The sequence below is a fragment of the Lamprocystis purpurea DSM 4197 genome (assembly GCF_000379525.1).
Lineage (GTDB): Bacteria > Pseudomonadota > Gammaproteobacteria > Chromatiales > Chromatiaceae > Thiodictyon > Thiodictyon purpureum.
The window spans coordinates 83,941-91,500 of record NZ_KB902486.1 but is presented as its reverse complement, the minus strand read 5'-3'; the positions used below and the strand labels follow the sequence as shown (position 1 = coordinate 91,500).

Below are 7,560 nucleotides of genomic sequence, written 5' to 3'. Positions count from 1 at the left end.
CTGCCGGGGCCGAGCCCATCCAACAACATCGCATACCGCGCTGGGCGCGGTTTAGTGTTCAGTGACCAGTGGATCAGTGTTCAGAGGAATGGGGCACGCACACACCACACGGAACCCAACCGAGCTGACACGGTTCGAGGGGAAGTCCCAGTTGCGGGAGACGACGCGCGCGCTGGCAGGGTCGAAGCTCCAGGAGCCGCCGCGCAAGGCACGGGCAGCGTCACCTTTCGTGTCCGTATCAGCCGGGTTTTTGTGCTTGTTGAGACACCATTCCCAAACATTACCGGCACAATCGAGCAGCCCGGCGGGTGAGACGCCCTGCGGATAGAGACCGACCGCCGTGGTCTGGTCCAGCTTGTGTGGTCCGGTCTGGTCATAGCGCTCATCCACGTTGGCGTAGCCGACCCGATAGTCCGTCCCCCAGGGGTAGTCCCGCCCATCCGGGTCGCCGGCCGCGCTTTCCCACTCGGCTTCGGTCGGCAAACGCACCAGGGTGTCGCCGCCGATCAGGCCGGCCGCCCGATAGCGGGCGGTGAGCCAGCGACAGAAGGCCAGGGCCTCGACCCAGGCGACATTGACGCGCGGGCGGTTGGGTGGCGTCCAGCGCGGATCACCCGGGGTCGGCCCAAGATAACCCTCCTGCCACCAGTCGGGGTTGTCATAGTCCGGCGCGTCGATGAACGCCTGGTACTGCGCATTGGTGATGGGATAGCGGGCGATGCGCAACGGCCGATCCGCGGTCGCGATCTCGATCCAGTCCAGATCCGGCAGGCCGTCGGCGCCCAGTCCCACCCCCGGCCGGTCATCACCCAGGGCGGCCAGCAGGTCGCCGATGCCGGGCCGGCGCTGATGCCAGGACAGGGCGTCGTCCTGCGCCAGCAAGCGGAGCACTTCGACCAGGCCGGCCCGCAGCCAGTCGGTCAGTGCCGGTGCCTGCGCCACCGCCCAGCGGCCGAACGCGGCACGGGTCTCCCAGGTGCGACCGGCCGCGGTCAGCCACAGCACTTGGGGCAAGGCGGCCGCGGCGCCGGCGGTGCCGCATTGTTCGAATGCGCCGAGGGTGAGGTCGCGCAGGTCGGCAAAGTCGTCGCGGGCCAGAAAGTAGGCCACCCGATCATCGCGGCGCAATTCGTCCCAGAGCCCGGCCTCCGCGAACTTAGCGCGCACTTCGGCCACCACGTCGGGGTGCGGGAGCAGGGTGTCGGGGCGCCCGCGCGCGTCCCAGCGGGCGGCGTCGCGCAGCACCTCGTCGCGGCGGATCAGCGCCTCGCGCTGGGTGCGAATCCACAGGGTCAGGCGCGGCCATTCGCGCAGCAGGGCCTCGTGGGCGACCTCGACCGTCGGCTCGCCGCCACGCCCGCGGTCGCAGACCAGCAGGCGCACGGCGTCCTGCGGGCGGTCGGCATCGCGGGCGAAACAGTCGATCAGCCGGCGTTCCGCGCTGTCGGCCGGCCATTGGGCGAGCGGTGCCCGGCGGCGGGTGGCGGCGCCGGTCTCGGGGTCGATGTGGACCAGGTGTGCGAAGACGCGGGGCAGGGCGGCCGGACCCTCGTCACCCAGCAGGGCGAGTCCGCGCTCGGCGCGCGTACTCAGCACGCCCGCGAGGCCGCCGACCACCTCGCGATAGCAGGCCAGCTGCAGGGTCCGGTCGTCGCCGGCGGCGAGACCGATGTCCTGCAAGGCGGCGGCGAGCAGGGCCAGGCCGCCGGGTTCGCGGTCGGCCTCCTGCACCAGTTGCGCGGTGAGTTGGGGTTCGATCGCCAGGCCGACGGCTTGGGCCGGACCTTCGATCATCCGTGCCAGGGCGAGCGGTCCGGGTGCGCCGAGGCCGTAGCCGCCGCGGTTCTGCGCCCGGCACAGGCCGGCATGGGCGATGACTTGGGGCAGGAAGTCGGAGCGCAGGGTGGCGATCACACGCAACTGCGGTGCTTCCAGGGCGCTCAGCAGCAGGTCGATGAAGGCGTCCCGGTCGGTGTCGGCGGCGGGCGTGAAGAGTTCTTCCAGTTGGTCGAGGATCAGCAGCCAGACGGGGCGGCCGTCCAGTAACTGGTGCAGGAACTCCGGGAAGGCGGCGGGGTCGGCGCGCAGCCGCCGCGCCGCCTCGGCGGGACGCAGGCGGCCGTCGCGCCAGTGCTCGCGGACGCTGTTGACCAGGGTGAAGAAAGGGTCGCCGTCGAGGGTCGGGGTCATGGCGCTAATCACCCAGTCACGGCAGCCGGGGATGGGCTCGGGTGTCGGGTGCTGCGGGTCCGGCGGTTCCGCCAGGGCGCGCCACAGACCGGCCTTGACTAGCGAGGACTTGCCGGAGCCGGAGGCGCCGCTGACGATGAGCAAGCGCCCGGCCGCGGGGTCGCGCAGCCGTTCCAGCAGATCCAGGGTCTCGGGCTCGCGGCCGAACAGCAGCCGGGCGAGCGCGGGGTGCCGGCCCCAGTCATAGGCCATGAGTCCGGGATAGGGTGAGCCGGCCAGGGCGACGCGGGGCGGCGGGTCGCAGCCGAAGAAGCGGGCGAGGACGGTGCTGCGCTCGGCGGTGTCGCGGTTGCCATCCTCGCGGCGGGTGCGGATTTCGCGGATCAGGGCGCAGACCGGGGGTGCGGCGGCGGGGTCGGGCAGGGCGCGGTAGTCGTGTGCACGCAGCCGGTTCACCAGCTCGGCGGCGACGGTGAGCGGTTTGCCGCCGAACTGAAAATCAGCGAGGGCCGGGTGGCCGTGCAGGGTCAGTTCCAGGAAGGCCCGCCGGTCGCGTTCCTCCTGCCATAGCGGCAGGCCGACGAGCAGGTCGCGCAGGGTCTCGGCGATCGGCAGGTCGCGTTGGGCGTGGGTGGGCATCCGCGTCGGCTCCGTGCAGGTTCGGGGGATGGTTTTCCGGCGGTGGGGCCGTTGTCAATGCCGTACCACCAAGGTATCCGTCAAATAGCGCTTAAACAGGTCGTCATTCGATTAAACCAACGGTCGCGCGATCGGTCAGCGCGTCCAGCATTCAGTCATAAATGATGCAGGTATCAAGCAGCAGGCGCATCACCGTCTCCGAGAAACAGGTTCTCGACCTGCGCCTGTGTCTCTGCCGAATTCCAATCGGCGCTGCGGGCAACCAGGCCCTTCCAGGCACCGGGCGGTTTTACCCGTGCTCGCTCGTAGGGAACGATCTTTGCTACCGGTACGCCGTTGCGTGCGAGCAGCACTTCCTCGCCGCGCTCGACGGCGGCGACCAGACTGGACAAGCGGTTCTTGGCTTCCAACAGATTGACTTGCATGAGGTCACTCCGCGGGCTGATGCTTTGCCAAGCTTAGCCAATGAGGCTCCGAAGTGCCATCGTCCGGACGGCCGTGCGTCGCGCACCGGTGGGCCTTGATCATCCTTTCGGCCAGCGACGGCCTGTCCGCAACTGGAGGTCGAGGCTTTAGCCGGCGGCAATTCCCGAGATCTCAAAGAACATCAGTGGTGCCTGCGCGCCGGACCGGCTAAAGCCTCGGCCTCCAGTCGCCGGAACGACGATCAAGGCCGTGAAGGGCCTCGATCATCATCTCGGCCATTGTGCCAACAACGAGGCCGCTGGTCCGCACAGCGGACCCTACGGGGCTGCCGAAAAACAGCCGGGTAGGTCCGGGACCACCACGCCAAAGGCGTTGCGGTCATCGCCCGCTTCGATCACGATTGGATATCTCACAGGGGGTTACCTCGTTTTCAGACCGGCCTGCGTCTCGACCTCGAACCCGACCACGGTGCGGCTGTCCCGGCTGAACTCGACCCCGATCAGGTGAATCGGTTGGCCGGCGGCGCGGTATTTGTCCGCGTAGCCGCGGTCTTTGATTTGCTGGAGTGCCCGGCCGTCGGGGGTCAGTTCGACGACTTTGAATTCAAAGAGATAGATGTGCCCATTGAAGCGTAGGGCCAGGTCGAGTCGGCCGTGGTTGCTGCTGTCTTCCGGCGTGAGGTCCAGACCCAGGGCGGCGAAATAGGTGTAGAAGACGCTGGCGTAGTAGCCTTCGTAATGCGCGATCCGGTTGTTGCGGTACCAGTCGCCGGGGATGCCGGCGAAGAAGGCGCTGAACAGGGCCTGCAGGCCCGGGAAGTCGTTGCTCAGCAGCAGTTGATGCAGCGATTTGCGGTGGCGGACCGACGCCTGTGCATCGGGCACCCAGGCGCGCAGCAGGCTGGCGTTGAGGCTTTGGTAAACTTCCCGATTGGGGTAGCGCAGCCGGTAATAGTAGTTGCCGCTGATCTCTTCTTCGCTCGCGATGGTCAGATAGCCGGCCTGGAACATCAGCGCCGCGGTGGGGATGTTGCCCACGTCGAAGGTCGCGAGGATGTCGGCGTCGGTCTCCAGCCGCCCCAGGTCGGGCAGCCAGCTTTCGCGCTCGGTGAGCAGATCGACCAGGAAGGTCGGGGTGCCGGTTTCGAACCACCAGGGACGGAATTTGCGCTCCGTAAAGAGCAGCAGCAGGTCGAACGGGTTGTAGACGGCTTCACCGGTCCAGTTGTACCCGTTGTACCACTCCCGAATCCGCTCGCGGTCCAGTCCGTCCAGTTCGGCGGCGAACACCTGGTCCAGGTCCACCTCGGTGTAGCCGCAGAGCGCCGAGTGCGCCGCCGACACCGTGAGGTCGCGCAGGTTGTTCAGCCCGGAGAACAGGCTGATCTTACTGAATTTGGACACGCCGGTCAGGAAGACGAAGCGCACATGCGCGTCTTCATCCTTGATGACTGAATACAGATCGCGCAGTCCGTTGCGCAGTTCGCGCGCGACCTCCGGCGTGCCGAGATTGTCCAGGATGGGCTTGTCGTACTCGTCGACCAGGATCACCACCCGCTCCCCGGCGGCGGCGTGGGCTTTGCGGATCAGTTCGCCGAAGCAGCCGGAGGTGGTCGGCTGTTCGCAGTGCAGCCCCAGGGCGTCCTGGTTGATCGAGAGCAACTCACGGATCTTCAGCGTCAGCCCGTCCGCGCTCTGGAGCAGGCCGCCGCCGAAGCTCAGGCGGATGACCGGCGCGGGCCGCGACCAATCCCAGCGGTCATGGATGAAGAGCCCGCGAAACAGCGGCTCACTGCCGGCGAAGATCTCGGCCAGGGTATCCAGGAACAGCGACTTGCCGAACCGGCGCGGCCGGGAAAGAAAATAGTGTGTGCCCTCCTCGATCAGCTTGAGGGCAAAGTTCGTCTTGTCGACGTAGTAATAGTCATCCTCGCGGATCTTGCGGAAGGTCTGGATGCCGATGGGCAGTCGCTTGCGGGTCATGGGGGGCTCGTGGCGGGGTGGATCGGGGTATGGCCCACGTCGGTCGTTGCGACGGTAGCAGGCAGCCGCTCGATCCTGATGCGGGCGACGCCGCGGTTGTTGCAGTAAAAGATGTCATCGAGCATGGGAAGGCGCAAGTCGACGTCGTTGACAAAGAACTCCAGCTTGCCGGTAACGTTCGGCTCGAAGATGGCGTCATAGCCGATGCTTTTCATACCGCGCCCCGATACGCCCGCGAGCAATGCGAACACCGGCTGGTCCGGGCGGCGAAAGAGCGGCTTGGCAAGTTTCAATAGCAGCGGCGTGGCGCCGCACAGGCCCTCGGGGCTGGCCGGCAAGGTGTCATCAGTCCATCCCGACCAGCGTTCGACCTGAATGCGGTACCGCTCGCCGACCTTGACCTGAAACCCGGTCTTGCAGCTGAAGGCGTTGGTCATGAACTCCAGGCGGTGGACCTCGCCGACGTCGAGCGTGCGCAGATCCGTCAGTTTCAGCTGTTCGTGTTTGAGCCTGTTGCGGGGAGTGAGCCTGCGGAAGCACCAAGCCGAGTGGATTTTACGACCCAACCAGAGCGGCAGATAGACGATCAGGGCGAACAGGCGAACCAGGAGGACGCGCGACAGGAAGGCGATCCAGCGCGCAGCAGACGTCTTGCTGATGCGCTCCGCCAGCGCGAGCAGGCGATACCGCGGTACCGTGCCCGAAGGGTGCGGGCGGTGGTGCGGGCACAGCACGGCCCACCCGGCGGTGGCGAGCTGATGTTGCCGGGATTTGAGCTGTTGCAGCAGCACCATGAGCAGGAGGAAGAACGCCGGGGGTCCCCACCGGGTCCAGGGCTGCGACAGGAATCGGTCGAGCCACTCGGGCATCCAGCCGGCCCAGGGTGTGGCGAGCGGTCCGGCGCCGCCGAGCCAGGCCCAGCTTTCCCGCAGCAGAAAGAGCACCACCGAGCACAAGACCGCGAAATAAACGAGCCGCCGCAGCCAGACGATCGCCCCGCATTGCGCCATCGCCCGGCGCCACTCGGCCAGTTGCTGCTGCGTGGGGGCGAGGCTCTTGATCAGCGAAGAATGTTCGGTGAGGTTGTGCGGCGCGTACTGATCGGTGGCTTGCGCGATGCGCCGCTGCACGCTCGGATGAATGACCAGATCGGCCTCGGTATAATCGGTGCGGATCGTTTCGGTGTCGCGCGGCGCAAAACGGTAGATGGCGCCCGGGCCGCTGCGCGAGTCGTTCAGGCGCCCGTGGGCGTTGGCCGTGCTCCGGATATGGTCCAGAACCGCGGGGTGCAAAAGCAGCCCCGGCGCGCCCGTGGCGGCCGGGCTCTGATCGAAGGCGGTGACCCGCTCGATCATCCACTCGAGGCTGAGCAGCGCCAGTTGCGGTTTGGGATAGCCGCCGCCGACGTTGGCGTGCACGCCGGCGAACCAGACCTGCTCGATGCGGCCGGGCTGGTCCTCGATGCGCTCGTCCCACAAGACCGGATGGAAGGTCTTGCGGGCGTCGTCGATGGACAGCGCCTGACAGCCGTGTGCGACCTGCGCGCTCAGAATCCGATCGGGAAAGTTGTAGTGAATGACCTTGTCAATGGCGTCGCGCAGTTCATCGAAGGGTACGCCCAAAGCGTCAACCGTATCCCAGACGCCGACGAAATGAACCGGTGTCGGTTCCGGGCGCGCGTAGTCTTGCCGAAAGTGCATGGGGATTTGGGGGTCGTTTTCACTGCGGCGCGCGGCGCAATAGGCGGCACGCAGGAGGCGCTCAAGATGCGCTTCGGAGCGGATCTTGTTGAGGTCGAGGATGCCGCACCGGGTGATCAGACCAGTCAGCAGGCGCACGGTAAAGGCGCCGCGACTGAAACCGAACAGGTAGATGCGGTCACCCGGCTCCCATTGCCGCACCAGAAAGCCGTAGAGGTCGCGCACGTTGCGGCTCAGGCCCCAACCGAATGCGCCGCCAATGGCCCGCAGCAGCTTCAGGTCTTGGGAGCCGACCCCATCGTCGTAGCAGCAGACTTGCCCGGGGTGATCTTGGACCAAGGCCTGATAGAGCCGCCAGACGTTGGTCTCGTAGCCAACCCCGCCGCTCTGGCCGGTACCGTCCGATAACAATACGATGTTTTTCGACATGGTCCTCTTCCGTTGGTGCCCGACCACCGGGCCTTGATCATCGTTGCGGCCGTCGGGTGGACAAGCGACAGCGCAGTCCACCGAATCCCGCGCCGCCGCTGGTGGACTGCGCTGCGCTTGTCCACCCTACGACGCCGCGTGGCCGGAACCCTGACCTAAGGCCCAAGATCGCAATGTGCGCGCGAGTCCCGCCC

General features: G+C 66.9%; 5 protein-coding genes. All 5 read right to left on the bottom strand.

What is annotated here, in order from left to right:
* Window positions 1-51: 51 nt before the first annotated feature.
* Complete coding sequence (locus tag A39O_RS0111260) at window positions 52-2,829, bottom strand: nSTAND1 domain-containing NTPase (protein ID WP_020504760.1); 2,778 nt, start codon at window positions 2,827-2,829, stop codon at window positions 52-54.
* Between the two features lie 173 nt (window positions 2,830-3,002).
* On the bottom strand, window positions 3,003-3,254 hold the full coding sequence (locus tag A39O_RS0111255; RefSeq protein WP_020504759.1) for a type II toxin-antitoxin system Phd/YefM family antitoxin: 252 nt from the start codon (window positions 3,252-3,254) through the stop codon (window positions 3,003-3,005).
* Window positions 3,255-3,572: 318 nt separating this feature from the next.
* The gene (locus A39O_RS38315) at window positions 3,573-3,668 is read right to left on the bottom strand and encodes a type II toxin-antitoxin system HicB family antitoxin (protein ID WP_211211570.1); all 96 of its coding nucleotides are present in this window, start codon (window positions 3,666-3,668) and stop codon (window positions 3,573-3,575) included.
* 6 nt (window positions 3,669-3,674) lie between these two features.
* The gene (locus A39O_RS0111250) at window positions 3,675-5,237 is read right to left on the bottom strand and encodes an ATP-binding protein (RefSeq protein WP_020504758.1); all 1,563 of its coding nucleotides are present in this window, start codon (window positions 5,235-5,237) and stop codon (window positions 3,675-3,677) included.
* Window positions 5,234-7,366 (bottom strand): DUF2235 domain-containing protein, encoded by a 2,133-nt coding sequence (locus tag A39O_RS0111245; protein ID WP_020504757.1) that lies wholly within the window; start codon window positions 7,364-7,366, stop codon window positions 5,234-5,236. The genes A39O_RS0111250 and A39O_RS0111245 overlap by 4 nt, the downstream gene beginning before the upstream one ends.
* Between the last annotated feature and the right edge of the window lie 194 nt (window positions 7,367-7,560).

Bases quoted from the DNA above. Each gene is read 5' to 3' on its own strand.
- A39O_RS0111250 (WP_020504758.1), bottom strand. From the start codon at position 5,237: ATGACCCGCAAGCGACTGCCCATCGGCATCCAGACCTTCCGCAAGATC.
- A39O_RS0111255 (WP_020504759.1), bottom strand. From the start codon at position 3,254: ATGCAAGTCAATCTGTTGGAAGCCAAGAACCGCTTGTCCAGTCTGGTC.
- A39O_RS0111245 (WP_020504757.1), bottom strand. From the start codon at position 7,366: ATGTCGAAAAACATCGTATTGTTATCGGACGGTACCGGCCAGAGCGGC.
- A39O_RS0111260 (WP_020504760.1), bottom strand. From the start codon at position 2,829: ATGCCCACCCACGCCCAACGCGACCTGCCGATCGCCGAGACCCTGCGC.